This window comes from Roseimicrobium gellanilyticum, assembly GCF_003315205.1.
Taxonomy (GTDB): domain Bacteria; phylum Verrucomicrobiota; class Verrucomicrobiia; order Verrucomicrobiales; family Verrucomicrobiaceae; genus Roseimicrobium; species Roseimicrobium gellanilyticum.
The window spans coordinates 339613-363645 of the sequence record NZ_QNRR01000007.1 but is presented as its reverse complement, the minus strand read 5'-3'; the positions used below and the strand labels follow the sequence as shown (position 1 = coordinate 363645).

Annotated in this window: 20 protein-coding genes and 1 pseudogene; 14 read left to right on the top strand and 7 right to left on the bottom strand. The window is 52.2% G+C overall.

Translation table 11 applies throughout. The features are described from left to right. The first annotated feature begins 729 nt into the window (after positions 1 to 729). Complete coding sequence (locus DES53_RS20110; RefSeq protein WP_113960094.1) at positions 730 to 2730, top strand: phage/plasmid primase, P4 family; 2001 nt, start codon at positions 730 to 732, stop codon at positions 2728 to 2730. Beyond that, entirely contained in the window at positions 2720 to 3061 is a 342-nt protein-coding gene (locus tag DES53_RS33105; protein ID WP_113960093.1) for a hypothetical protein, read from the top strand. The genes DES53_RS20110 and DES53_RS33105 overlap by 11 nt, the downstream gene beginning before the upstream one ends. 1665 nt (positions 3062 to 4726) lie before the next feature. On the opposite strand, the gene DES53_RS20100 is transcribed toward DES53_RS33105, so the two are convergent. From DES53_RS20100 to DES53_RS20085, 4 genes are all read right to left on the bottom strand, one after another. After that, positions 4727 to 5188 carry a hypothetical protein gene (locus DES53_RS20100; protein WP_113960092.1) on the bottom strand — a complete coding sequence of 154 codons (462 nt, stop codon included), beginning with the start codon at positions 5186 to 5188 and terminating at the stop codon, positions 4727 to 4729. A 50-nt stretch (positions 5189 to 5238) separates the two neighbouring features. After that, a complete protein-coding gene (locus DES53_RS20095; RefSeq protein WP_113960091.1) occupies positions 5239 to 6714 on the bottom strand; it encodes a trypsin-like peptidase domain-containing protein in 1476 nt (491 codons plus the stop codon). 7 nt (positions 6715 to 6721) lie between these two features. Continuing rightward, positions 6722 to 7819: a hypothetical protein gene (locus tag DES53_RS20090; protein ID WP_113960090.1), complete on the bottom strand. Its 1098-nt coding sequence runs from the start codon at positions 7817 to 7819 to the stop codon at positions 6722 to 6724. Between the two features lie 80 nt (positions 7820 to 7899). Further along, positions 7900 to 8658 (bottom strand): endonuclease/exonuclease/phosphatase family protein, encoded by a 759-nt coding sequence (locus DES53_RS20085; RefSeq protein ID WP_245958217.1) that lies wholly within the window; start codon positions 8656 to 8658, stop codon positions 7900 to 7902. Between the two features lie 864 nt (positions 8659 to 9522). Between DES53_RS20085 and DES53_RS20075 the strand changes: the two genes are divergently transcribed. After that, positions 9523 to 12024: a DEAD/DEAH box helicase gene (locus DES53_RS20075; protein ID WP_113960087.1), complete on the top strand. Its 2502-nt coding sequence runs from the start codon at positions 9523 to 9525 to the stop codon at positions 12022 to 12024. A 65-nt stretch (positions 12025 to 12089) separates the two neighbouring features. Here DES53_RS20075 and DES53_RS34070 read toward each other — a convergent pair whose 3' ends face one another. Beyond that, positions 12090 to 12293 carry a helix-turn-helix domain-containing protein gene (locus DES53_RS34070; protein ID WP_211325624.1) on the bottom strand — a complete coding sequence of 68 codons (204 nt, stop codon included), beginning with the start codon at positions 12291 to 12293 and terminating at the stop codon, positions 12090 to 12092. Between the two features lie 98 nt (positions 12294 to 12391). Between DES53_RS34070 and DES53_RS34065 the strand changes: the two are divergent. The 9 genes and pseudogenes from DES53_RS34065 to DES53_RS20030 all read left to right on the top strand — a co-directional run. Further along, positions 12392 to 12526: pseudogene (locus DES53_RS34065) on the top strand (GYF domain-containing protein); the annotation flags it as partial. 219 nt (positions 12527 to 12745) lie between these two features. Further along, positions 12746 to 13939, top strand: a complete 1194-nt coding sequence (locus DES53_RS20065) for a PrsW family intramembrane metalloprotease (protein WP_245958216.1) — start codon at positions 12746 to 12748, stop codon at positions 13937 to 13939. A 15-nt stretch (positions 13940 to 13954) separates the two neighbouring features. After that, a complete protein-coding gene (locus tag DES53_RS20060; RefSeq protein WP_113960084.1) occupies positions 13955 to 14746 on the top strand; it encodes a hypothetical protein in 792 nt (263 codons plus the stop codon). Between the two features lie 75 nt (positions 14747 to 14821). Beyond that, positions 14822 to 15349 (top strand): hypothetical protein, encoded by a 528-nt coding sequence (locus DES53_RS20055; RefSeq protein ID WP_113960083.1) that lies wholly within the window; start codon positions 14822 to 14824, stop codon positions 15347 to 15349. A gap of 118 nt (positions 15350 to 15467) precedes the next feature. Beyond that, positions 15468 to 15653, top strand: coding sequence for a hypothetical protein (locus DES53_RS20050; RefSeq protein ID WP_245958215.1), 186 nt, complete (start codon positions 15468 to 15470; stop codon positions 15651 to 15653). Between the two features lie 92 nt (positions 15654 to 15745). Continuing rightward, entirely contained in the window at positions 15746 to 16330 is a 585-nt protein-coding gene (locus DES53_RS20045) for a hypothetical protein (protein ID WP_113960081.1), read from the top strand. Beyond that, positions 16327 to 17184 (top strand): RecB family exonuclease, encoded by an 858-nt coding sequence (locus DES53_RS20040; RefSeq protein WP_113960080.1) that lies wholly within the window; start codon positions 16327 to 16329, stop codon positions 17182 to 17184. The genes DES53_RS20045 and DES53_RS20040 overlap by 4 nt, the downstream gene beginning before the upstream one ends. Positions 17185 to 17291: 107 nt before the next feature. Beyond that, positions 17292 to 17555 (top strand): hypothetical protein, encoded by a 264-nt coding sequence (locus DES53_RS20035; protein WP_113960079.1) that lies wholly within the window; start codon positions 17292 to 17294, stop codon positions 17553 to 17555. Next, positions 17539 to 18081, top strand: a complete 543-nt coding sequence (locus tag DES53_RS20030) for a hypothetical protein (RefSeq protein WP_245958214.1) — start codon at positions 17539 to 17541, stop codon at positions 18079 to 18081. The genes DES53_RS20035 and DES53_RS20030 overlap by 17 nt, the downstream gene beginning before the upstream one ends. 78 nt (positions 18082 to 18159) lie before the next feature. On the opposite strand, the gene DES53_RS20025 is transcribed toward DES53_RS20030, so the two are convergent. Continuing rightward, positions 18160 to 19884, bottom strand: a complete 1725-nt coding sequence (locus tag DES53_RS20025; protein ID WP_211325623.1) for a hypothetical protein — start codon at positions 19882 to 19884, stop codon at positions 18160 to 18162. Between the two features lie 48 nt (positions 19885 to 19932). Further along, the gene (locus DES53_RS20020; RefSeq protein WP_113960077.1) at positions 19933 to 21018 is read right to left on the bottom strand and encodes a dsDNA nuclease domain-containing protein; all 1086 of its coding nucleotides are present in this window, start codon (positions 21016 to 21018) and stop codon (positions 19933 to 19935) included. A gap of 189 nt (positions 21019 to 21207) precedes the next feature. Between DES53_RS20020 and DES53_RS20015 the strand changes: the two genes are divergently transcribed. Both DES53_RS20015 and DES53_RS20010 read left to right on the top strand, forming a co-directional pair. After that, positions 21208 to 22674 (top strand): DNA polymerase III subunit beta family protein, encoded by a 1467-nt coding sequence (locus DES53_RS20015; RefSeq protein WP_245958213.1) that lies wholly within the window; start codon positions 21208 to 21210, stop codon positions 22672 to 22674. Between the two features lie 308 nt (positions 22675 to 22982). Then, positions 22983 to 23828 carry a hypothetical protein gene (locus DES53_RS20010; protein WP_147263502.1) on the top strand — a complete coding sequence of 282 codons (846 nt, stop codon included), beginning with the start codon at positions 22983 to 22985 and terminating at the stop codon, positions 23826 to 23828. Positions 23829 to 24033: the final 205 nt, after the last annotated feature.

Here is a 24033-nt window from a genome sequence, read left to right as displayed (position 1 = left end):
CACGAGCACCGGGGCTATTTCACCCCCATAGTCAGGCACACCGGCGCTATCGATAAGGTGCACTGGAGATAGGTATCTTTAAGAGAGATGCATAAGACATGTTGACTTTTCGCATTGCCGTGTTATTTTCCCGCCAGTTCTGAACGCGACCCTGACTAGGTAGTCACCGCACGGACCCCAGCAAGGAGCTAAAAACAGCCCCGCTGGGCAAAGCCCTAAAAGAACGGAGTACAACTCCGCGCTCTTCGTGGCCATGCACACCCGCTGTTTTCAGGCGCGTTAGAAGACCATCTTATGAAAAAAACAACACGCATCAAAAACTCAGTTTCCGCTATCAAGGCAAGTTCATACGCCCCCTTGTTCCGCAGAATCAATCCCACCGCAAGCTTCATCCGCTTCCAGGAGTTTCAGTCCAAACAAAGGACGAGCCACAGCAGTGCAAGGTACCTCACGTTGCCTACCGCTGCGACGATACTCGGGATAGACCGACATACCGCAGCACGCGCCATCACAGACCCGAAGCTGATTCCCTACGAAAGAAGCTCCAATGGTCTCCGCCTGATCGCACCGGAGGTGCTCAGGGCGTTCATCGTGGACCTCGCCAATGCATATGGCCTCCGAGTTTAACCCACATCAATTCGCCTTCCGTGAGCGGATGCAAGAAACGCTTGCTCAACGGGCACATCACACCGGTTACGACGGAATCGACCGGACAGTCAGTATTTCATTATGGAAAACACAAAAAAACAAGAGACAGACCAGAGCTCACCGAAGCTCTCCGCAAACGAAAACACAACGCAGGCCGCCCGTATAGAGAGCCTCAGGGAACTCCTAGGACCCGACGTCATTCTCCTGCCAATCTCCGCCGGCACAAAATACCCGGTAATCTGCGGCTGGCAGAAGACTGATGTCTCTGAGATGGAGAACCCCTGTTACCTCCGCGACCTCAGTGAATCGGGGAACACCGGGGTCCTTCTGGGTGACCCATCTGGAGGGCTGTGCACCATCGACATTGACTCCGACGATGAGGTAGAGCCCTTCCTCGCTCTCAATCCCCGCCTACGCACCACGCTTCGCTCAAAGGGCGCTCGTGGAGAGCAGTTGTGGGTTCGGATGACCTCCCCCTACCCTGCGCCTATCAAATTCGTCACAGAGGCCGGAAATGCCTGGGGCGAGTGGAGATCAACCGGCAATCAATCGGTCATCCAAGGTACCCATCCTTCAGGAAACCAGTATAGCTTCGTTCATAGAGCACCCCCGATTGAGATTTCATTCGAGGACATTCATTGGCCGTCCCACCTGAAGCTCCCATGGGTCAAATCAGATTTCGACCTCCTGACCGAAGACGCAGGTGAACCGTTCTCCATCTCCGAGAGAGGAACAGTAACGCTCAATCAGAAGTTCTTCGTTGAAGCTTTTATGCTAGAGAACCGAGTGGTATTCGACTCCTCACTTGGGGAGTTTTTCCTGTACCATCCCGATTCAGGCATTTGGAATATTGCAACGGTCGAAACCATCAAGCGAAAGTTCCTGGAAAGAATCGGCGAAGTAGCAAAAGACTCCGGCCTTCCCAGTCTACATTACCGTTGCAACGACCACACGGCGTCTTCCCTAACTAATCAGCTTCGCTTCATGGCCGAGAAACCGGGCGTGTTTCACAATCGCCCTCCTGCCATCCACGTGAAGAACGGCATGATTTGTTTTGAGGGTGATGATGTCGAACTGCGAGGATTTCACCCTGATTTCTATTCCCGCAACGTTTGTCCCTATGAGTATGCCCCCGAAGCTCAATGCCCCCAGTTCTTGAACGAACTCCTGGGGCCAGCATTGAATGAAGAAGACATCAGTCTGATACAGCGATGGGCGGGCGCAGTCTTGATGGGTAGGAACGACGCTCAACGGATGCTCCTGCTGCTGGGAACTCCTGGCGGAGGGAAGTCTACCCTGATGACTATCTTGGAAAGTGTCATCGGAACGAACAATGTGGCACAACTACGCACTGAACAATTGAGCAAACCGTTCGAGCTCTACGCCTTCAATGGGAAGACACTCTTGTCAGGTAAGGATGTAGCTGCCGATTTTATGAGTCTCAAAAGCGCAAGTGTGGTCAAAGCCTTGATTGGTGGCGATCTATTGGAAGCCGAAAAGAAGGGGTTTAACAACCGAGTTCAAATACGTGGGAACTTCAACGTGGGAATCACATGCAATGCTGATTTGAATGTGCGTCTCGAAGGTGATGTGGGTGCTTGGTTCAGACGCCTGTTGGCAGTCAAATATGACCGTCCACCTGTCGAAAGAAAGATTGTGGGCTACGCCGAAAAGCTTCTTAAAGAGGAAGGTCCCGGAATACTTCGTTGGATGGTCGAAGGCGCCATTAAGCTGCAACGGGAGCTGAGAGACCATGGGGACTACATCCTTACGCAAACCCAGCTGGCTCGCGTAGACTTGCTGCTTCAACAGTCAGACAGCGTGAAAGCATTTGTGCGCGATGGAATAGTCAAAAATCCGTCATGCACCCTGACGGTAAAATATCTTCAACAAGGGTACTATACCTATTGCGAACAGCAGGGCATGCAACCAATGAACCCGAAAGACGTAAATGCTCAGCTACCGAGGTACATGATGGAAATACATCAGGCTGCGTTAAGGCATGACATACCAGTAGGATCGGGCACTCAAAGGGGCTACAAAGGAATCAGACTCAAGACGGAGGTGTGCAATGAAGATTAATCTGACAAAGCTCACCAACGTGGAGAAGAAGGAAGACGGGCGCATCGTAGCGAGATGCCCCGCCTGCGCAGCAAACGATGCCGACAGAAAGGGAAACAATCTCGTGGTTTTCCCCGACGGTAGGTTTGCATGTGCGGCGTTCTCTGGAGACAAAGCTCACAATCAAAGTATTCTCCAATTGCTGGGGCAGAAGGGTGGGAAACCAAGTTGCAAGTTCCCTATCAAACGCCTGGTCATACCCGACAGTGGCGTCCTTTTGAAGATTGGCACCATTGGAGAATCCGCCCCTGAGCAAGGCAGCCGGGAAAATTCTGTTCCTCAAACTGGCTAATTCTTCCAACCGACTGGCAGAATCCTGTCCGAGACGTCCGAACGGGGTTCTGCTAAGTCGTTTTCGCCAGCCGTGACATCCTATGAGCTTGGCTCAGACACACATGCGTACGACTGTCAGCACCACTGCCAAGAGCACATCCCCACTCAACCACCAAAATTTTCAAGGGGTGAAGAACCTTCAATATTCACCTCGTAACTCCCTCAGCTTGATCAGGTGACAAGCCTCAGGAACGCGAAAACAGTGCACAGTTAATTGGGTCACCGAAAAAATTTAAAATGTTGTTATTCGCACTTCACGTTCCTAATTGAAAATAGAACGCGGCCAATGTTCCTCCCGACTGAATACGAGCGGTAGGCGCGAAACCTCCCGGAGTTTTTCGGAGTGCCAAGGGGAGAAATAGATTCAGAACTTCGGAACTCTCCCCTCCCCGGGTTCAAGGTCAGATTCAAGCTTTGCAGCATCGGCCGTCTCTACGCGCAGGATTAATTAGCCTGGCCTCAAAATCGCCAAAGCACCATCAGAACGCACCCAGACAAACCCCATGGCGGCTCGCTTGGCATTCCCTGTGATGCCGGCCACGATGCTCGTTATACCCTTTGCTTCCAGGTACTCTCGAGCACAACCGGGACGCGGATCTCCTTGAGTGCTTTTAGAATCAGATCCTCCCTTCGGGAGGCACGTCCCTTTGCTCCCAATGTGGTTCTGCTTCATCTGAGGGTAATCGGCAGAAGAACATCACCAAACTCTGCTCTGGTGAATGAAGCCGACCAAAGCGGTGAATTCTCATATTACGTTCCGCCTGCGCATAGCATTCGCTGTAGGTGAAGAGAACCTGATGCGGTGGTATTGGCAGGTAGAGATCTGGTGCGTCCATGGCTCAACTCCTTTCAGTAAGTTGATTGCGGTGCATACCCCCAATCGTGCTGCAGAAGCCTTGCTTCAATTCGCTGAACTCTCCGCGGGGCGTCTTCCACATCCTGGAAATATGGAAGGCGCCAGCCCTTTCTGTAGATTGCGCGCCCCGTGAAAATGTCCTTGATGCGCTCTCCGTGCTTAATCCTAAGCACACTGTACCATGGCAATACCCGAAGGTGATTGAGTTTCCGACTCAAAGCAATTGTCCCCTGACCTCGCCACACAGTGTCGAAAGTAACTTTGGAAACTTCCAACTCATGGAACTCAGGACTTCCACCAGGCCACTCAACACACGTCAGGTGCACTCTTTCCTGAATTGCATGGCCCACTAACAGTCGCGAGATTATCCGTCGATGGCACCAACACGGTTCTTCACATGCGCAGAAGAGCACCACCCTTCTTCTCTCCTTTCTCGCAGCCAGCACGATTTGCATCAGCGACTTCACATCTCCCGGTTGCTTAATCCGGATTGAGTTGGCACCAGTTCGGACACTCAAATTACCCAAGCCAGGAATGTGATGGTATCGGCCTCCCCCAACCGTCTGAGCAAATCTCGCTCCTTGAAAGCCCTTCGCTCGAACCGCCTTGCGCAACCGGATGTCCACGTAGACAGGCTTCCCGAATCGTAGTGATGCCTCTGAACCATCAATCAACTCAACAAGCTTTTCCGTATGATTACCCCAGCCCCAGTAGCCTAGGCTGAAAACGGTATTAGGTGAAGAATCGACAGCCATTGCGGATTCCTGCTCACTTCGCCCAATACTCGAACTTATCGTCCTTGTTCTTGGCGCGCTGCAGTCTTCGCTCCTCTACAAACCTAGCCAGAGGACCCGAAAGGTTTGTTACCTTGATGGTGACTCCCGCCTTGGATTCGCAGGCGGCGGTGATGTCAGCAATGGTCCGCCGGCTTTTGAAGTACCCCTGGCCGAGAAGTGCATTCAAGGCACCCGTTGCACCTATCGCTGAACGCTTGCCCTTTTTCCTAAATGGCGTCGAGGGTGATTGGACACTTCCTACCTGAGCCTTTGGTGGCCTTCCCCTACGGGGCTTTGTCGTCGCAACGGGATTGACGAGTTCAGAGCCTGGTGTCGGGCCTATTGCGAAGAATTGCTCCAGAAGCTTCACCTGTACGGTTTCGCTTTTGAATTGATTGAGTACGCCGGCGAGCTTGGCCAGATCGTCTTTGAGTCCGGTGATGGTGGAGAGCATCTCATGATTCTAAAAGTGAAGCTCTTGTTGTCATCCAGAATCGAACGACCTCAATCGATACGAAGGTCCGGCAAAACGCTACGAACAAACTGTCGCGCTATGTCGCTCTCTATCGCATAGTTAAGTCCTTGCACTCCCCTTCTGTCCCCTAAACCGTAGGTACTAATGCCCACAACATCTCCACTTGTATTGACGACCGGACCACCACTGTTGCCATGATTAATGTTTAGATCCACATGGAAGCATTTTGTGGAGTCAAACGTCATTCTTCCCCCAATTCGTCCGTAGGTGCTTGTAGAGTCCAGCCTTTTAAGAGCTTCCATCTTATCAAACTCGCCACTACTTTCAAGAAGCAAGAAAGACTCGGGAAAGCCTACCGCACAGATGTTCGAACCGACTTTGACCTCCTGTGAGCTAGACAGCTTTAGAATGGGATGGTTGGTCAACTCAATTCTCAGAAGCGCAACATCAGCAGTTGTAGATGCCCTGATAAGTTCCGCGGCAACAAATGACCGATCAGGCATTCGCACTCGCAACCTCTCTCCATCTTCGACAACGTGACGGTTAGTCAGTAGAATTCCAGGCGCAATGAAAAAGCCCGACCCCTGTCCAACTGAATCGTTCGACAAGCTGAAAATGATCACCGTGGCTGCCCTTGCGCGCCCAGCAAAGTCTCCAGCGTCATCTTCAACAAGCTCACCTTTGAACAGATGGTATCCCCTGAGTGCACGCGGAAGCACAGACGCCTTTTGTTTTGGTGAAATCTCCATTGCGCTAGGCTTGCTTGCCAGCGCATGACCATATCCCTCTACGCAAGCGTTCCTTTGGTCACTGCGAATTTCAGAAGCTTCTACCCCCAAGCTTTTGAGAATCTGGAACAGACCACCCTTGGACGTTTCAGGCGTCACACCAAACGCCTCGTAGACTTTTTTTACTGTTGCACCTTGGTGATATCCAGCATCGTACCATTCTGCCAGCAAATTCGGCGAATCCTCAGGGTCGGATGGCTTCGCGTCTAGTCGTGCTTCAGGTGAATTGCCCTCGGACCGTACAGGCGCGGTGTTATGATGTGCAACTCCCGGAGAGATGGAACTGGGATTACTCGACGACATAACCTCAGATTGAGAACTCTGTTTCAACTCAGGGGATTCCGCTCTTGGCAGAGGAGCAAGAGGCTTCACTTTTGTGACGTCCTCCCCTGGCTCAGGAGTCGCCAATGAAGGGACTGGCGCGTTAGCGGAGTGCCCGATTGTCAGACCACTCATGGCCACAATAAGACCCAGGCAGATAAGTGCACCCGCACATGCCATAATCAAAATGCCATACCGTCTAGGGTTCGACAGCGCCTTGCTTTTGTTCCTACATTCCGTTTCGAAAGTCTCTGCAAAGGTTCTCCATTCTTCAGAGCCCTCACGAGCAACTAGCGATAAATCGCCCAAAACTCCACCCCTCCAAAGGCCGCGTATCGCCTCTTCCGGCATCGGACCAACCACGTTGGAATCACTGCTGACGTAGTAGTAATTCATCGGAGTGTTAATGAACAGTTAGGCAGACGAGCGAGTAGATGGTACCGTCTTCGTGAGTAGATCTCGGAAGCACCCGCAATTCGCATTCCCGGTTACCGAAATCGCGGTCAATTGTGACTTCCGCGTCTCTATCCCCGTTTCTTTCATTTAGATCCAGTTTAATGAGAGCTGCCGCGACCGCCCCCGGAAGCCAACCGGCCAACTCGTTGTCTATTGAAGCGAGAACTTTCAATGCTCCCTTCAAATCGTCTGCGTTAGCAATTTTCTCATCATCACTTGCAATTGTGAACGCTAATCTCATGGAATACGCTCCCTGAGGTTGCATCACGCAAAGGATGGCAGGCCCCATGGCTCCCTTCGCCTCTTTCAATACGACATCCTTCCAGTTCCGTATGGGTAAATGGAGCGCATCCTGGATGATGTTCTCCGGAATTGGCAGCAGCGAGATTCCACTCATCTTGATACCTTGACGCGCTAGCCTATCTATGTACTCAACGTGATCTCTTAACAACCATCTGCCGGCAAGATTTGTTCTGGCGGAAGCGAGGTTTTTCTCACGAGCCTGAACATCCTGAAGTTCCCTTGCGTAGTCGGCAGCTTCTTTTTCTGCGGCCTTCCTCTTTGATTCCACCATTGCATCAAAGCTCACTTTGCTAGTCCACCCTCCTCGATAGCGAACTTGTCCCGAATCCAACTGACTCTGAAGATGGATCACAGTCTCCATAACGGGCTTCAACTTGCCCCGCGCAGTCGGATATTTCTGACTTAGCTCCTGAAATTCATTACGCTTGAGTTCGAGGTATTGCCGGTCCTCTTCCGTAATCAGGTCCCGCGTGGTCAAGTCACCGAACTCGGCCACCGCACATATCTTGTAATTTTCCACAGTCAGAGGCGAGGCGGAATTGAGAACGAAGTTGGTGGTAACCCCAAATCTTTTGCAACTTAGAAAGTGAAAGCTCGTCGCAAATTCATCTTTGTCGCTTGGCAGTTCTTTCACGATTGCCAAGCCCCTCGCTTGCTGATTAGGGGATTGCGCAAGTGACTGGCCACCCCAGAGAATAAGAAGGAGGCTCACAAGAACCGCAGGATGCAGCAGAGCATTCATTTATCCAAGTGACGCCGCACCGTTCACTTGTCAAGCGCAGTTGCGTCCTCCACTACTGGACAGGTCCAAACCTTCCAATTTTACCATGGTACAGCGACGTCCACCACCACCGGAAAATGATCGCTTCCAGGGATATCCTTGAGCACCCACGCCACAGGTCTACCAAGGTCCCTTAGGTAAAGATGGTCAAAGCAAGCATCCGGGTATCTTCCGTTTCCCGGAATGGTGATTCTGTCCTGGAGCGGCACCCCTTCGAAACTCCAGAAAAACCCAGCCAGCTCCATTTTCGACAGAGTGGTATCGCCGGCATGCGCAGACTGTTCCTTGGACACGTTGAAGTCTCCGCCGACCACTACAGCTTCTCCCTCCTTGGCCTGGGTCTTGATGTGATCCAGCAATTGTTCCACGGCGTCTTCGCGCTTTGACGTATTGGCAATGGCGTCACCCAGGTTGCTTTTGAGATGGATTCCATACACGTGCAACGGCTTCCCAGAGACCATCAGCTTGGCGTAGGCGTACCCTCTCGGAGCATTGACCCACCCCCGCTTCCATGATTCTGCCCAGGCACCTTCGGCCTTGAAACGAGAAAGGATGGCAATCTGTTGAAGCCCCACCACTCCTCCTACTTGGTCTTTAAAACTGCTTACCACATGGACTTCAAACCCCGGAAGAAGCTTTGCCAACTTTTCCACTGAATCCAAGTCACGGACCTCCTGAAGGATGAGGATGTCGGCGCGGAATTGAGGAACCACGGAGGCAACTTCCAAGAAGTGCTGATCCCTTTGTTCTTGGGTCGCGTTCGGCTTCTTTCCTGGGAACCACTCCAGATTCCAGGTCACCACCCTCACGACTTCCCCACCCTGACTCGACGCCAGCGGAAGGAGGAGGAAGAGTCCTAGTGCTAGCCACCGCAGAGTTTGCATGCAATTCCGTCAGTAGGACCACAGGGTCGGCCACCCGCATAGTATCGGCATCCTGAATTGTGTCTTTTGCCAGTCGAACTGATGCTTACGGCTCTACCTGCGGTCGCTGTTGAGCCGCCTCCCGAAGTGGTGAGGCTCTGGACTCCGGAAGTGGAAGGACGGTAAGAAGGTGGGGTAGAGCGGACAGAAACCACCTGCCGGCGTAGCTGCTCGTTCTCCTGCTGTAGCTGAGAGACCCTGGCTTCTAGCTCAGCGACTCTACGAAGAAGCGCCTCCGTGTCAGGCTTGTTGGCCTCCGCGAGCTTGGCCCTGGATTCTGGAGTCAACTTCGCCAAATCGATACGCAACACGCCAAAGTCAGCCATCACGGTGACTTCAGATGCGGTGACAGACATCACCCTCCCCTTGATTCGGCTACCGTCGTTGAGGGAGAGTTCGGTTGGCGTTGATTCTGCCGACAAACATGCAATCGCCAGAAGCAGCAGAAAGACGGGCAACACAAAGGCTTTCATGGCAGCTGAGCGCAATTTTGGGTGGAAGTTAATGTTGAATCAAGTCAAATATTTCCTCCATAATGTCGGTCTTTCCCATCAGAATAGATGGTGCCACGGAATTCCGTGTTTCTCCACCGCATTGAGGTGCTGGGTTGCCTACTTCCGAGAATCGGCCGCAAGCACGCGCTTCCCCTTATTCCCCAATGAGAAGAATCTTCTTGCCCCCAAGGAAATGTGCACCTTGAATTGCATTACAATAGAGTAAACATCTCAAGCACCGTAGTCCATGGATTTCAAAAGCCTTAGAACCTCTCCTCGCAATCCTGCCACTGTGGATCCGCTTGAAATATTCCGGCGGTTACCAAAGCCGCCTGGAATCAACGACCTCTACACAAGTCAAGCTGAGGTCCTGCAAGCCTGGTATGGTCGTCGTCAGCAGAAAGACGTGGTGGTGAAGCTTCATACTGGCGGTGGGAAAACTCTAGTTGGACTGCTGATCGCACAGTCATCACTGACCGAGACTCGTGAGCCAGTATTGTACCTTACACCTACGGTTCAGCTTGTGAATCAGACACTTGAGAAAGCGAAGTCTTATGGAATCCGCGCTGTGGGCTACGAGAAAGGTAAGGACCTAAATGAGCAGTTCACCAATGGCACCTCGGTTATGGTGGCGACATACAACGCTCTATTTCATGGCCTTAGCAAATTTGGCGTGCGAGGGCAGCGAATGGGTCCAACGGTTTCCACTGTGATTCTAGACGATGCGCATGCTGCGTTTTCCGTGGTTAGAGACGCATTCACTCTCTCGATATCGGCAGAAGCTCATCGAGGGTTATACCAGAGTTTGGCGATGTTGTTTCGCAATGCATTCAACAGGATCGACAAGCTCGGAACCTTTGACGACATCCTTAGCGGGTCTGAGTTCGCGGTATTGGAGGTGCCTTATTGGAGTTGGCAAGAGCAGCTGGACGCCGTGCGAGAACAACTCCGCCCTGAAGGCGAAACATTCAAACTGGTTTGGCCTTTACTTCGAGACAGTCTCTCGTTCTGCCATGCGCTAATAAGCCGCTCTGCGTTCACAATCACGCCGATTTTGCCATTGGTGAACATGTTCCCAGCGTTTTCCGATGCTCAGAGGCGGGTCTACATGTCCGCCACCATTGCGGATGACAGCGAAATCATTAGATGTTTTGACGCTGACGCCGTAGCTGTCTCTGATCCACTTAAATCGCGGTCGCTTGCTGGCATCAGTGAACGCATGATTCTGATTCCGGATCTAATGCGCTTCAATTTCAATATTCGAAAGACTGTTAGGGAATTGAGTGCTAGTGCCACCACGGAGGGTTACGGTTGCGCCATCCTCGTAGGTTCAGACACTGCGGCAAAACAGTGGTCGGAAGTCGCGACAGTCGCGGTCGGACCAGAACAAGTCGAGAAAGCAGTAGATGCCCTACAGAACCTTACCGATCTAGGCCCTTTTGTTTTCTCTAACAGGTACGACGGAATTGACTTACCCGGGAATTCCTGTCGTCTACTTGTGATGAGCGGTCTTCCATCGGGAACTTCAAACTATGAACTGTACAGAGCAAGTGCGCTGTACGGTGGCACGACTATTACTCGGATTCTCGCCCAGCGCATTGAACAGGGAATTGGAAGGGGCGCTCGCGGGTCAGGTGATTTTTGCGTGGTACTGTTAGTAGGCTCTGATCTCGCATCTTGGGTTGCTAGGGAAGCAAATTTTAGATTCCTCACCAGCGCCACGAGAGCCCAACTTGACATGGGAGCCGATGTCAGCAAGGCGGTCGAGAACTTAGAGGATCTGCGCCAGACAGTGCTTCGTTGTTTCCACCGTGACACTGATTGGACTCAGTACCATGCTGAAACTCTCGCAGAGTTAGTATCGGAGGATCCTGCTGACGGGAGCCGATACCAAATCGCCGCCGCAGAGCGGAAAGCGTTCACCCTGTGGCAGGACGGTTATCATGACAAGGCCATTGGAGCACTTGTTAAGATCACTTCTACAGGAGATGGTTTAGACGCTCAAATGCGCGGCTGGCTAGAACAGTTTGCGGGGAGAATCTCAAACAACTGGGGCAATGAAGACAGAGCGGAGGAGCTTCAAAGGTCCGCATTTGGGCACAATCGAAATTTGCTTCGTCCAAAGATTCGCGAGCCTTACAGGTCTCTACCGTTGCCCGGCTCCCAGCCGCATGGAGTCATCAATCAGATCAAAGGTTATCGAAATCGGCGGGGAGTGATCCAGGCATTTGAAGACGCTGTGTCATTTCTAAATCACCAAGCTTCCGCAAACCAGTTTGAGGAGTCCCTATGTGTGCTTGGAAGGTACCTGGGATTTGTTTGTGAGAGGCGTGATGTAAATGGCGAGGGACCGGATGTCCTTTGGCTTTTGCCAGGAAAGACAGGTCTCGTGATCGAAGCAAAAAGCAGGAAAAAGGAGGCGAACGCCTTGACAAAAAACCAGCACGGCCAACTGCTGGTAGCTTCAGAGTGGTTTGCGAAGTTTTATGCAGGCTACAAATGTGTGAGAGTATCGGTGCATCCGAGCAACCAAGCGACTCGGGCGGCAGTAGCTGGGGCCTCTCATGCGCTTACATATCCTGCGCTAGGGTCTTTGATCTCGGACCTGAGAGTCTTACTTTCAACATTGTGCGAATCTCAGTTGCCTGACGACGAGCTTGTAAACGAATGTAGCAACTTGCTCTTAAAGTGTCGCTTTGAGGCTGGTCGTTTTGCTCAAGAATACCTCGTACCTTTCCAAGATGAATAGAAGGGACTTTCAAACTGTGCGATAGAAGTGCAGAGTGCGAGCAATCCGACAGTTCTTGCGGCAGGTTATCCAAAAATATCGTCAAGGGTACACCTCAGGCGATCCAAGACTGTCTGCAATCTTCCGAGGGTGATACTTTGTTGGCATTGCTCTAATCGGAAGATTGTGGAAGCAGGCAATCCGATCTTCCTGGAGAATGCGGCATAGGTCGTCTTTCCGCGCTTCTTGCGCAGAAAGGTAGCCAATTTTTCATCCAACTCCGATGCCACCCGCAGAGAATTAGCGAGTTCTCATTCCGGATACGGAATATTTGCCTTGACCCTCCCCCAGCCTTCATTTACTCGACTGGACTATCGGAGGAACAGCCATGGAATTCTACGTCCAGAAAGACGGCCAACAGTATGGGCCCCTTACCAGCACTGCGCTTCAAGAACACCTCCACGCTGATACTTTTGCTCTGACTGACCTGACGTGGGACCAGAAGACCGCTCAGTGGTTACCCATTGAAGAACTCCTGCGGCTCCAAGGTGAACGACAGTCGAAATCCCTTCCCCGTGGCGTTGCTTACCTTCAGTGCATCAGCGGTCCGGATTCAGGGAAACGCGTTCAACTCACTGAAAATCAACCTGTAATCATCGGAACGGCCTCAGAATCAAACGTCCTGAGTGATGACCCTGATGCCCTACCCCGCCATGTTCAGGTCACGGTAAGCCAGAGGAAGGTGACAGCTGAAGCCTTGGACGGTGCTGGCTTGTACCTGGATGGTCTGCCTTTCACCTCAGGACTCATTGGCTCCAAACAACAGCTCCGCATTGGCCGGTCTCTCTGGCAGGTAGAAGTACCCCGAGACCTCAAGGCTGGCGCCGGCGCGGTCATTGGCAACATGGCTGACAGAATCAGTTCCGCGGCTGGCCTAGAACAGCTGCAGGACTTCAGGGCAGGCAATCTCTTCTCCGCTGTCTTCCAGAAGCGCACCCAGGATGATTTTGAAGTCCACTTTGCCACGGGAAGTCCAGCCACTACCCCAGCTCTTCAGGACATCGATACCAGATGGCCGCAGCCTTGGGTGTTCTTTCGCGCCCTACTTCTCTCCCTAGCCGCTTTTGCAGGACTCTACTATGCCTGCTCCCACTTCGAAAACCTGAGGCTCATCCCTGGAGTCATTCTCGTGGGTTCATTCGCAGTGCCGCTTTCAGTGCTGGTTCTGTTCTTCGAGTTCAACGCTCCCAGGAATGTGTTTCTGTACCAGATGATTCGGGTCATGCTCATCGGCGGCATGCTCTCCCTGCTCATCACCATGTTCTTTTCCAGTTGGTCGGACTCCATCGGACTTTCGTGGATGGGTGCATCAGTAGCGGGCATTGTCGAGGAGTCAGCTAAGCTTCTAGCGTTGCTGGTCATCGTAGGCAACCCTCGATACCCATGGAGCCTCAATGGCATGCTCTTCGGCGCCTGTGTGGGAACCAGCTTTGCAGTGATTGAGACTGCGGGCTACGCCTTCGAATCCCTCTTCTCAGGCTACAGCAATGGGGTAGAAATCACTCTTCTCATGAGGGGCATTGTCACACCGTTAGGAGGACATGGCATCCTCACAGCCATGGTTGGTGCAGCCCTCTGGCGAGTGAAAGGGAACTCCCGGTTCCAGTTTGAGATGCTTCGCGACAGCAGATTTCTCCGGGTGTTCTTGACCGCCGTTATCCTGCATACCGTCTGGAATTCGCCGCTGCAAATCCCCCTTTTAGGAGACTTTCTTGGCCAACTCGGGAAGTACGTAATCATCGGGTTCATCGCCTGGGTAGTGGTCCTCAGCTTGGTGCAGATGGGGTTGAAGGAAATTCGAGAGGCGCAGGAGTGCCCCCTTCCTACCAGCCAAGATGAAGAGGCACCGGAACAGGAACCGGTTCGGTCAGCCTAATCCCCGCCCGTCTCCATGAAGGTAGAAGTCATTCCGCCGGCTCGACTCGGTTCGTGCCTGTTCACGCTTTTTGCCATCGCAATGACCACCTTGGTGCTGTTGGTGGGTCTAGGTGGGGCGCTCACCTTCCTTGCATTGGTGATGTGCCTAACGACGGTGGTTACCCTTGGACTACGTGCGTTGCCAGGCTCCACTGCATTGAAAATCGACGAGCAGGGATTCCATCTTACCGACTACTACGTGCCTTCGTCCTATCGTTGGTCCGAGGTAGGGCGATTCGAACTTGCCAAGACGGGATGGCAGCTCGGCCGTCCCAATCTTCAGAACGAAAAACTCTCCATCTACATACTTCCGAGCAATACCCAGTCCGGAGCAAAAATCACCCTTCCCGCGCTCAAAACTCCACCCAGAGAACTTCTAGCGAAGGTCACGCAATATAAAGCGCAGGCGGATGCCAGTCCACCACCGATGCTTCCGCCTCCACTGCCTGCTCCGGCTAGTACGGGCATTTTGAAGGTGCTGACCGTCGTCGGGTATTTGTGCTCACTGCTGGCGCTCATCGTGTGTCCACCACTGTTTGGCACTGCCGGCTTCATTCTTGGTTCGGTCCTTTCCCGTAAAGGCATACTTCATGGTCACTTCATCAAAGGTCTCTCGCTCGTTCTAGGAGTCATCGGTATCTTCATCGGCATCGCCATCGTAGCGTGGCAAGAGTCCTCATCGGAGAGCAAGAGAAAGAAGGCGTGGTGGGAAGATCCTGCCGCGCAACGAGAGGTCTACAAGTATCGGCCTCAAGGAAGCAACTGACCCCCTCCCCCATTTCTCGGCTGAGTTGGCGGTATAGCAGGATGACAAGAAACCTTAACCCTTGCTCATCCAACTATGGACAGACTCATCATCCTCAAACTTATCCTCATCAGTTCATCCGTCTTTGCTCAGGCCAATTCCGATTCGCTTGAGCAGGACTTCAACACCAAGAAGCAGCAATATCAAAAGGCGCAGCAGGACCTCAACAGGCGGTATGGCGAAGTGCTTTCATCCCTCCACACCCAAGTGAAGGAAAGCAAGCTCAAGCCCAACCCTGACCTCTTGAAGAAGATTGAAGCGGAACTCGCTCTCCTGAACATTCCCGCACCTGGTCAATGGTACCTAGGTGAGTGGGAATTGTTCTACGAGGGCAGGTTCATGAGGCGCATCCTCATCTCACCTGACGCATACCAGTTCGTTGACTTGGGCGGTTCTCGTTCGAAACCATACCCCATCAAGGACATCGGAAACGGAAAAGTAGAAACCATGCTAGGACAAATGCGGGTGGAGTTCTCAAAACAGACCGCCACAGGCACCAAAATGCGTTGGGAACTCTTCAGCCGCCAGGACCCGGAACGGTGGGAAGGTATCAGGGTGAAATAGATCGCCGATGCTGGTATAATACATCAAGAGGAACCCAAGCCCGAAGCACCAAAGCAAAGGCGGTTCCTCAAATCCAAAGGAGACCCCAATGGCCAGACCACGCCATTACTCTCCTGCCATGTCCCGGTTCGTTGTTTCCGCCCTCTACCATGAAGCTAAAGCACGGAAGATGCCCATGACCAAACTCACGGACCATCTGCTGTGCCAGGCTCTCAGGGACACGGAGGGATGGAGACAAGCTGAAACCCTTCGGGTGGCAGAAGACCCACCGCCGTATCCCTCGCAGCCATCCAAAGCTGCGTAGGGATTTCACCAACAAACCAGACACTCACGAGCCGGTTCCCGCAAGGGCGCCGGCTTTTTTGTGCCTACATCTCAGCCCGAATACCCAGCCTCATGGCAGTTACCCTCAGTGCCAACTACAGCAAAAAGCTCGGTCTTCCAGGGTTCAGCTCCCACTTCTTCAGCGTGTCTGTTGAGGTGGAACTGACTGACCTTTCCCAAGTACAAGCGGAGTGCGCAAAGCTCTATCAGCTTCTTCAGCAGTCCGTCGACAAGGAAATCAAGCAGGTCGGTTTTGTCCCCGATGAGTTCTTTGGCATCGACGCCATAGGTCAGGGACAGGATACCCAGCAAGGCGGCCCTCATCAACAGCATCAGAACGGCAACGGCTCTCACCGCAACGGGTGCAGCCAAGGCCACCACAAGGGTTCCGACGGTCACTCCAGATCCAGCAATGGGAACAGTGACTCATGGAACTGCACCGACGGACAGCGCGGGTTCATTCTTCGCATCGTCAACGAGAACAACATCGACAAGCAGGAAGTCGAGGACCTGTCTCAGCAGCTCTATCAGCTCGGAGTGAAGCATCTCAACAAGATGCAGGCTTCCCAATTGATTGAGGAATTGCTGGCCAAAGCAGGAAAACCCTCAGGCCGCACTCGCTGGTCTCAACCCCGCAACCAACAACAACCCTCATGAACTCACTCCTTGCTGCCATACCCCCACGCGAAAAGATCCAGTCCATTGAGAAGCCAGAAACCAAACCACCCAGCGAAGCTGAAACCATCGCCGGTCTGCAGAAAATCGTCTCTTCCTCACGGCTGGGCACGTTTCTGCAATGCCGGCTGAAGTTCTACTACCGCTACGTGGCTCAAATCAAGAAGGCCAAAACGGCAGCATTGTTCCTAGGCAATGCGGTCCATGAAACCCTCAAAGCCTGGAACAAGACCCGCTGGAAGGAAAACCGCCTCCTGTCCCTGAAAGAGCTCCATGATGAGTTCTCGAGGGCATGGGAGGAGCAATCCAAGGAAGAACCCGTAAACTGGGAAGGTGAAGAGGAAGCCGAAAAGCTGACAGGCTGGCGGCTCCTGGAAACCTACATGCGTCAATACGGGCTCTACCTGGCCATCAAACCAGAAGCAGTCGAGGTCCCCATCGAAGCAGACTTGGGAAACCATGGTTTACCGAAGCTCGTGGGAGTGCTGGATCTGGTGCAACAACGCCGGGTAGTCGATTACAAGACCTCTGGCACCACCCCCAAGGAAGAACAGTCAGCGCATACCCACGAAGTCCAGACATGCACCTATGCTGTGCTCTATCGCGAAGCCAATGGCCAGCGCGAACTCGGCATTGAACTGCATTCATTGGTGAAGCTGAAAAACCCCAAGCTCAGCATCATTGAACTGCCTCCCATGAGTGATAGCCAAGAAACCCGGCTGTTTCACCTGATGGAAGCCTATGTGGAAGGACTGGAGAGAAAGGATTTTGTCCCCTCCCCTGGGTTCGGCTGCATGAGCTGTGAGTTCTTCGATAACTGCCGGCGCTGGTCCTAAAAACACCACAGGTCAAAACCCCCGCTAAAACCCCACCCCCAAAAAACCACCGAGCCAGTCATCTCCCTAACCGGAGGTGGCTGGCTTTTTCATTTTCCCCAATTCACATGAAACACATCCTACTCAAGCTCATCATCGTGTTCCTGCTCACTGCCACGATCCCTCCCGTTCATGGAGGCTGGTTCGACAAGAAGGAAGACCCCTCGCAGAAAAGGCTGGTCCAGGTCGAACAGGAACTTACCCAACAGCGCAAAGCCAACGATTCCCTCTCCGTCATCATAGGTATCCTCGGAATCGGCTGTGTGCTGCTTCTCGTCATCGGAACCGCCCTAGGCTCAAAAATCCGCCGCCATCATGAACACCAACCCTAACCATCCCTGGCCTGAAGACGAGGAGGAAGATCATGACCACCGACTGGAAGTGCTCCCTCCTGAACGCCGGCAGAAACCCAAAAACTGGGTGCGCCGTCTTCGTCTCTATCTCTCCCGTCACTGGAACCCCGAAAAGCTGGAGGCACCGAAGGTAGACCCTGACCTGCCGGAGCTGAACGGCGTGGAAAGGTCTGCAGAGGTATTTCGCTACACCACGCTTTCCACGGAACATTGGCTATCTCCCAAAGGCTACCTCCGGGAATGGCTGCGCTTCAATGCCAAGGTGTTTGCGTGCCTGCTCATCCCGTCGATTCTGGTGATGCCTTTGGTGACCCTTACTTTGGGTCAGTTCGTCACCTGGGCCGCGTTGATTGCAGCCACTACGGCCAGCGTCGTCCTTTTCCCGCTTTCGGCACTCATCTTCATCGGACTCATCAGCGGCCTGGTCTATCTGGGCAAATCCCTGCTGTTGATGCGCCGAATGAGGGACGGGAGACGGGGATCGTATGAGGACCGGTATTATTGAGAGGCAGCTTGTGTAGAATTTTGCACAGGCTGGAGTGGCTCACCCATCATTCATTTGGTGGGTGAGTTTCTCTCACCTTTAAAGTAGAGTTCCATCTCGGAACTGGTACGAACGCTGGATATACGGCTCAAGCTCTGAAAAAAGTGTCTCGTATTCCTCTGCCAGCAGAACTGACCTCTTCTCGTTATTCAGCCGTATCGCCTTGCCTCCATAATCGACATCCTTGTCATCAACGACACCGACTATCAGTTGCGCGCCCTCAGGAAGCTTCTCCTTGATGAATTGCATGATTCTTAAATGATGTTCGGTGTCTTGATCCTGCTGAATTGGCGAATCAATGATAATCGGAGCGAAGACAGGAGCATCGTTCTCATCAGCCCTCCTCTTAATCAATGCGAGAATACTAAACCAGTATGCCAACAAAGCTCGAGGCTGATAACTGCCACCCAGCGTGATGCTCGGCGAGATCTTGTTCAACTTATCCTCGTTCATCAGGGGAATTCCCAACTTTAGGAAATTTTCACGCATCTCCTGTTTGAAATGACGAAGGATTTCACGTTTCTTCTCTTTAGAAACAAGCGCCTTCAGCTTGCGATTCACAGCGTCGAGATTGCTCTGAGCCTCTAACAGCTTGTCGTTGAGTGACGAGATCTTGCCTTTAAGTCTTGTCGACACTTCCTTTCGACTTTCGCTCTCGATGAGATCCCCAAGAGAAACCTGTTCTTTCTTCTTCTCAAGGATGGCACGGATTTTCGCTACTTCTACCTGATGGTTCGAATGCTTGGCACTCTCCTTCGAGATCGCATCGCTGATGTTTGAGCGTTCTTCACGCAGTCTCGATAAGAGTTCTTCACACCTGTCTTGATCGAGGGCTATTTCAAAGACTTCACTAAAGTCACTCGGGTACGTTGCCTGGCATAGCGGGCAGTTCACGTGCTCATCCGCCGATTTAATGAACGCATAATCTTTCCCAAGTTCTCGTAAAGAACTAGTCACCATCTCAGTCTGCGCTTCCACAAGCATCCGATCGTTGTGAAGCTTCACCAAGTTGTCTCTAACACCATCAGCTGTGCGCTGGATTTTCTCGCATTCAAGTAGAACTGCTGTGACCTCCTCTTCGAATGCTGCCAGATCAATGGTAAATGGAACTGACTCGAGTTGACCAACGAGTTCATCCCTAATTCTCCGGACCATGTCCAACTCTGACTGGGTGCTATCGCGTACTTTTATCAACTGGCTTTGTTCAGAGCCAAGCTCGTAGTACGAGTTTGGTTTTATTCCTGAATGATAGTCAGGAACATCGTTCTTCCAATTTCTCATCTGCTCAAGATTTTTGAACGAGTCCCAAGTACGGGTCCAACTAGAGTCTTGGTCCAAGTAGAAAGGAAGAAAATAGAATGCGGGTGGAGGAACGACAGATTTCTCACTCCCCTTACTGAAAAGCCGCAACCCGAAGTGCAATTTGCCAGCGAGGAACGGTCCTAGCCCAGAAGACACGCTTCCAAACTGGGCGATGGCTTGATCATCGCCATCAAAAATGGTGAATTCCTTTCCGTCTCTCAGTATGGCATAATCTTCATCTCCTAAAGTAAAGTACAACAAGCTTGATACCCGCGCGGCTTTCCATGCGTCGCTGTAGCGACTGTCAGCTCCCAGAGTCCAAAAGAGGGTCTTTATCAGAAAGGACTTCCCCAGGTGGTTGGGTCCGGTGATCACTGTTGCTCGAGGGTGAAAGTCGATGCATCTCGCTCTCCTTTCTGTTTTTGATAAGATGACCAAACGCCTGTATCGCAAGGTTGTCATGTTTGTGCTTCCGAAGGTTTCGGACTAAGATTCGAAATGAACGTGCCTTCACTGGAATTCTGTGCTTATTGACGATAAAATCGCGCCGGTCATTTGGTCGTCGCCAAGAGGCACGCCAAGCCGCTCTAGCACGGGCAAGCATTGTGTGTTCGCCTCGTTCAACCAATCAACTATTGAGGCATCGGGCGCCGCTTCGATTACTCTTTCAACGACGCGCTCTATCTCACGCTGTGTTGATTGCACAACCAAATTCGATGGATCTAGCAATTCAACTTCACGGGTGTTCCAAGCGTTCTTGTAACGACTGAGCTTAAGCATATTTGTTCCGCCTTGGATCAACAACGCCTCCATTGTTCGCCAAGTCTCCGATGAGGCAGATTGACCAACTTTTTCAATCAATGCTCGGAACTCGGCCCGCCCCACCGACTTTTTCAGTTTCAAATCTTGCACAGAAGTAAGTTCATCCTCGCAATGAGATCTCCTGCGCAGGAGGTCTATAAGTGCCGTGAAAGCGTGCGAGACAGAGTACGGTTTGTTCCCATACTGTTCGGACAGGAAGCGAGACAGGGCGCCTTCAGCATACAATTTGTGTCCTGCAGCGATTATTTCCTCCCTTTTCAGAATTACTTCCAACCCTATGACAGGGTCTTCTGACAGTGCATGCTCGGCTTTAAGTTGATGCTTAATTTCAAGGAGGGAATCGGCACAGAGTTCCGCCAAGGTGCACAGTTCGACATCGCTCGCGCGGTCAGGAGACTTAAGCGTCTTTAAGCTAAAGAGCTGGTTGGATACAAAATTCAGCGTGCTTGCCTTTTGAGCAAACTCCAACCGATGGCCGTAAAGTTTTCCTAAAATTGAATGTGTAGAATCTCCTGCCTTCTCGAGAAGTCTTGTTAGCGTCCAGCGATTCCGAGTGTCAGTCTTCACTTGGTAAAAGTCTGCTTTGGACGGAGCAGTTTCCGAGTCAAACACCACCACGTCGTCGTGATAGTCCAAAACAAGGAGATAGTCACGACCTGATTTCTCCATGTTCAGCAGTAGACAAAATGCCCAACTAAGTTGGTAGTCGAACCGATTGGACGAGCGCGTTCCTGCACTCTCCCTCGGCTTCTTTGCTACAAACTCATCGAGCATATTATTTCCTCAGCTTGAAGCTAAAAAGACTTTGCTAGTGGCTGCAACAGTTTTTTGGCGTTTGAACTGACAAACCGGGGTCTTGCATCCCGTGATGCTGCCTTTCGCCCCCTGAATTCCGACCCATGCCTCCCTCTGCGGAAGCATGGGTTTTTCATTTTCACCCCGAACAGAAAGGAACCCCACCCCATGCATCCCATTACCCTGCCCGTCTCAGAGCTCAAACCGGCTCTCGCTGGATTGGGCAAAATCATCGTCAATAAATCCACCCTCCCCGTCATCAAGACCCTCAAGATCGAGAGAACTCCTGATGGCTGGATCTGTCTCACGGCTACTGACCTCGACCGGTTCGTGACCGTGCGCCTAGAACAGCCCACTAAAGGAGAACCTCTATCCCTGTTGATTACATTCGAAGAACTTTCCAAGCTCACCAAGTCCAGTAACAAAGGAGACAGCATCCATCTTGAGTCCAGCGCCAAGGAAGACGTCATTTTGCGCTTCAACCTCGGTGACCAGCTCGGAGAAACCAAGGTACAGTCATTCCCGCTTCAGGAGTTCCCTGCTATCCCCAGGATTCAGGCAAACCCTGTACCGGTAAATGAATCCTTCCGTCTGGCCCTCCATGAAGCAATGGCCTGTTCCAGCACCGACGAAAGCAGGTATGTCCTCAATGGCGCCTGCATCGATGTCAGCCAGCCCAAAGCTCATTACCTCGTGGGCACGGATGGCAGGCATTTGTTCAGCAGCAACTCCTTCAACCTACCCTTCCAAAAGTCCATCATCATCCCGAAACACAAGTTCCTGGGGTGGAAAGACTTCAATCTGGACGGTGCATGGCAAATGAAACTCTCGGACGCTTCGGACGGCAAAAACCAACTTCTCCAGATCAGTAGCAGAAGATGGAGATTCATCACGAGACTCATCGAAGGCAACTACCCGAACTGGCGGCAGGTCATTCCGAACCCACGAGAAGCCAAGACCATCCTCACCTTGGATCCCGACAAGCTCGATGCCGTGATTCAGCTCATCGAACGGATGCCCAACCACGATGAGCAGTACCACACCCTTGGCATTGAGTACCAGGGGATGCAATGCAGGCTGGTCTACAAAAGTACTGCGGAAGCTCCCTGGACTCATGTTCCCCTGCCCCACTGCAAAGCCGAAGGAAAGCCGGTAACCATCTTCGTGGATCGCCGGCTCCTCCTCAAGGCGCTGCAGTTCGGCCTCAGCACCATCGGTATCATTGGTGAACTCTCCCCGCTCAGGTTCTACCTCGGCGGAAGACAAATCATTGTGATGCCGGTGAGACCTGATGGGCCAGCTTCATCACAACCCAAGGCTCCGGCGCCATCACCCAGGGAAACGCCAATACCTGCATTCTCACCATCTCCAACACCACCAGAAAGGAAACATCAACCCATGCCAAACAATCACCAGCCAGAACAACAGCCTTCAGAACTAACACCGGCAGCTACTCTCATCGAACAGGCCATCACAGTCGTAGATGAGATTCGAGTCTGTCATCTCCAGTCCAATGAGAAGCTCCGGGACCTGGGCACCAAGCTGCGCAACATCCAACGCTCCCAGAAATCCGGGACTAAGGAGATGCAAACCCTCAGGCAGCATCACCGCGGTCTCCAATCGATGCGCATTTGATTCACACCTCCCCCCAGATACCAAAAAAGAGAAGGGCTGTATCCTCACAGGGGTCAGCCTTTCTCTCGGACGGTTCGGACGTGCTTTACAAAATGCGTACGAGAGCAAGGTTGCAGCATCCTACAAGAGTCGGCTACAAGCTCCTCAATTCGCTGCGAAGCAACAGTGCTCTTCAATCTCAACGGCGCGATTACACAATGCTCTTCGACCAGACTCTCAGACAAAATTCATCGCCTAAGCTCAGCGGCGAAAGTGAATTTGTATTCTTGAATCGCTCATCGCGCCAAGAATTCGATACTGTGAGGTGCATGTTAGAGCAACTTGCGTCAGCGTATCCACAAGACGCTCTTCCTGAACTTCGGTCAAGAGTTAGGTGCGGTGACGATACACTGTTTCACTCCGCGGTTTTTGAATTGCTGGTCTACTCCATTCTCAAAAAACTCGGTTACGATTTGCAACCGCATCCGGAACTGGCCAATGGATCTACGGCTCGGCCGGACTTTCTCGTGACCGGGCAAGACGGTTTTCAATTCTACCTGGAAGCTGTTTTGGCATCAGAAGAAGGCGGGACTCTAAGTGGAAAATCTCGCATGATCGAAACCACATTGGACGCCATTCGCGAGGCTCGGCATGATAACTTTTGGGTCGACATCCAACATTCTGGCTTGCCACAAACCCAGCCGAGCAAGCGCAAACTGATTTCCGCCGTGCTCAAATGGCTTGATACCTTGGACCCTGACAAAGTTCCCAGGCATCCGGACGAATTTGCGACAAACAACTTCTTCTGGGAGCACGAAGATTGGAAACTTCGCTTGCGCCCCAGGCCCATAAGTCAACGGAACCGCGGCAAATCTAAATCATTAATTGGAATCACTCAGCGCCCGCTCTCGTTCGTCACCCATTCAGATCCGATTCGCGAAGCCATTGTCTCGAAAGGCCACAGATACGGTCAGCTTGATAAACCTCTTCTCATTGCTGTGAACTTTAGCACTCCATTCCTGGACCGGCTCGATGAAGTTCAAGCTCTGTTTGGAACTGAAACATTTAGAATAGACATTGCCAATGAGTCGGAACCAGTGACAACGGAGAGGCTGCCAAATGGTGCGTGGCTCGGTCGAGGTGGACCGCAATACACAAGGGTCAGCGGTGCATGAATTTTCAATGGGATAGCGTCACACGCTCTCGTCAAACGACGAGCAACAATTTACTTCAACCCGTGGGCAACAACGCCTTTACCCGAGTCTCTAAAGTGCTTGCCACATGCGCTCGTGAAAGACGATGCCCTAGTGCATCAAGAGGGTCTTACCATTCCAGAGATCTTCTGTCTTAATCAGGAATGGCCAGCTGCACCCGAGTGAG

Bases quoted from the DNA above. Each gene is read 5' to 3' on its own strand.
- DES53_RS20110 (WP_113960094.1), top strand. From the start codon at position 730: ATGGAAAACACAAAAAAACAAGAGACAGACCAGAGCTCACCGAAGCTC.
- DES53_RS33105 (WP_113960093.1), top strand. From the start codon at position 2,720: ATGAAGATTAATCTGACAAAGCTCACCAACGTGGAGAAGAAGGAAGAC.
- DES53_RS20100 (WP_113960092.1), bottom strand. From the start codon at position 5,188: ATGCTCTCCACCATCACCGGACTCAAAGACGATCTGGCCAAGCTCGCC.
- DES53_RS20095 (WP_113960091.1), bottom strand. From the start codon at position 6,714: ATGAATTACTACTACGTCAGCAGTGATTCCAACGTGGTTGGTCCGATG.
- DES53_RS20090 (WP_113960090.1), bottom strand. From the start codon at position 7,819: ATGAATGCTCTGCTGCATCCTGCGGTTCTTGTGAGCCTCCTTCTTATT.
- DES53_RS20075 (WP_113960087.1), top strand. From the start codon at position 9,523: ATGGATTTCAAAAGCCTTAGAACCTCTCCTCGCAATCCTGCCACTGTG.
- DES53_RS20060 (WP_113960084.1), top strand. From the start codon at position 13,955: ATGAAGGTAGAAGTCATTCCGCCGGCTCGACTCGGTTCGTGCCTGTTC.
- DES53_RS20055 (WP_113960083.1), top strand. From the start codon at position 14,822: ATGGACAGACTCATCATCCTCAAACTTATCCTCATCAGTTCATCCGTC.
- DES53_RS20050 (WP_245958215.1), top strand. From the start codon at position 15,468: ATGTCCCGGTTCGTTGTTTCCGCCCTCTACCATGAAGCTAAAGCACGG.
- DES53_RS20045 (WP_113960081.1), top strand. From the start codon at position 15,746: ATGGCAGTTACCCTCAGTGCCAACTACAGCAAAAAGCTCGGTCTTCCA.
- DES53_RS20040 (WP_113960080.1), top strand. From the start codon at position 16,327: ATGAACTCACTCCTTGCTGCCATACCCCCACGCGAAAAGATCCAGTCC.
- DES53_RS20035 (WP_113960079.1), top strand. From the start codon at position 17,292: ATGAAACACATCCTACTCAAGCTCATCATCGTGTTCCTGCTCACTGCC.
- DES53_RS20030 (WP_245958214.1), top strand. From the start codon at position 17,539: ATGAACACCAACCCTAACCATCCCTGGCCTGAAGACGAGGAGGAAGAT.
- DES53_RS20025 (WP_211325623.1), bottom strand. From the start codon at position 19,884: ATGACAACCTTGCGATACAGGCGTTTGGTCATCTTATCAAAAACAGAA.
- DES53_RS20020 (WP_113960077.1), bottom strand. From the start codon at position 21,018: ATGCTCGATGAGTTTGTAGCAAAGAAGCCGAGGGAGAGTGCAGGAACG.
- DES53_RS20015 (WP_245958213.1), top strand. From the start codon at position 21,208: ATGCATCCCATTACCCTGCCCGTCTCAGAGCTCAAACCGGCTCTCGCT.
- DES53_RS20010 (WP_147263502.1), top strand. From the start codon at position 22,983: ATGTTAGAGCAACTTGCGTCAGCGTATCCACAAGACGCTCTTCCTGAA.